The sequence below is a fragment of the Brevibacillus sp. GCM10020057 genome (assembly GCF_042683565.1).
Classification (GTDB): domain Bacteria; phylum Bacillota; class Bacilli; order Brevibacillales; family Brevibacillaceae; genus Brevibacillus.
This window is the reverse complement of record NZ_JBHUJW010000027.1, coordinates 1-1687: the sequence shown is the minus strand read 5'-3', so window position 1 is coordinate 1687 and position 1687 is coordinate 1. Positions and strand designations below refer to the sequence as shown.

Annotated in this window: 2 protein-coding genes; both read left to right on the top strand. The window is 42.7% G+C overall.

The features are described 5' to 3' along the window. Positions 1–136 precede the first annotated feature (136 nt). Entirely contained in the window at positions 137–925 is a 789-nt protein-coding gene (locus ACFSO0_RS09035) for a class I SAM-dependent methyltransferase (protein ID WP_376879134.1), read from the top strand. Positions 926–1153: 228 nt separating this feature from the next. After that, positions 1154–1546: a hypothetical protein gene (locus ACFSO0_RS09030; RefSeq protein WP_376879132.1), complete on the top strand. Its 393-nt coding sequence runs from the start codon at positions 1154–1156 to the stop codon at positions 1544–1546. The last annotated feature ends 141 nt before the right edge of the window (positions 1547–1687 follow it).

The window sequence follows — 1687 nt, the reverse complement described above, 5'->3', positions numbered from 1 at the left end:
CTACCAAATGGATAGTGGCTACCTTTTGCTCCGATGTTGCCGTTTTTGGTTGCGAAGTTGAAAAACCCATTCAGAATACTTCGACAAATAGTGAATTTATTTTTTATGCAACGTTAGTGATTTTTGGAGGTGTTTTATGAGTATTAAATTGTTTAATCCGAAAACACATACGGATTGGGTGCGTCCCCATTCAATCGAATGGTATGCTCAATTAGGAAGATTAACAGGACAATATTCGTATTCTTGGAAATCGACAATCAATGAGCCCAATGGTGAATTGATATTCACTAATGAAGTGTCTCAGATGGTTCCGGGCAAGAAGGTACTGGATATTGGCTGTGGGCACGGTGAGTTTGCCTTGCAATGGAGCTCGGTCGTAAAGCATATTGTTGGTATAGATATAACGAGTGACTTCATCAAGCAGGGAAATGTTGCAGGTCTGCAAAATGTAACCTTTATAACGGCAAACATGAAAGAAAAGCTACCTTTTGAAGACGAGGAATTTGACTGTGCATATAACCGTAGAGGACCTACCTCAGCTTACCTTGACGTAAAGAGAGTTATTAAAAAGGGTGGGAAACTCATCGGTCTTCACCCCGGCGATAATATTACATCGGAGTTGTCAGAGTTATTTCCTAATTTTTTTGAACCTTCCCCCTCGGGCACTCCAATACTCGACAATATTACGCAAAGATTACAAGAAGGGAGACTAGAGAATGCCGAAATTGAAACGGTAAGAAGCCTTGAATACCTACATGAACCAATTGACGTAATTAGAATGAGTCTTTTCGGTCAAAAGCCTTCCTTATTTGAATCGGTAATTCAGCAGTCTATGTCTGAGATAACAAGGATATTTGAAAAGCACGCAACTGACAAAGGCTTACCCACAACCTTTGAACGCTACATAGTTCGTGTGACAGTCTAAAGATTATTTATGTAGGACAACCTCTCAGAAAATTTTCTCGCGTATATTACGAGCCTAATCTTCCACAAGAGCCGACAAAGAATCCTACCAGGTGTTTATTGCACAATAGAAATGCCTAATATTGCAGCGTAAAAATGCTCAAGGCAAATACAAAAAAGGCACTTGTCAGCACCCATATTTCCTCCTACCGTTAGGTTTGCGACAACTTAGCGAAGGAGAATGGAAAGGATGCTGAAAATGCCTCAACAACACTATATCAGGTTTTTACGCGAAGTAGAAGGATGCTCGGTCAATGAGATTGCAGAACGTGTGGGTGTTCACTGGCGGACTGCCAAAAAATATGCTGATCAAACGGATTGGAATGCCTCAATGACCAAACGAAAGAGCAGGAGCCCTGTCATGGGGCCGTTTATGGAGATTGTCGATACTTGGTTGGAGGAGGACCGTTTGGTCCCCCGTAAGCAGCGACACACAGGTGTGCGCATTTTCCAACGCTTGCGCGACGAACATCAATTTACAGGTGGACAACGTACAGTATTGGCCTACGTGCAGCGACGAAAGAATGAAATGGAACTGGATCGTGCCAAAAACGTACGAACGGCTAGAACATCCACCGGGTGAGGCACAGGTAGACTTTACCACGATTGAGGTATGCCAAGATCATCGATTACTCACATATAAACTGCTTGTCATGTCTTTTCCGTACAGTAATGCCTCCTTCGTTTATCCGACACCGGCGGAGAATCAGGAATGCTTTTTGGA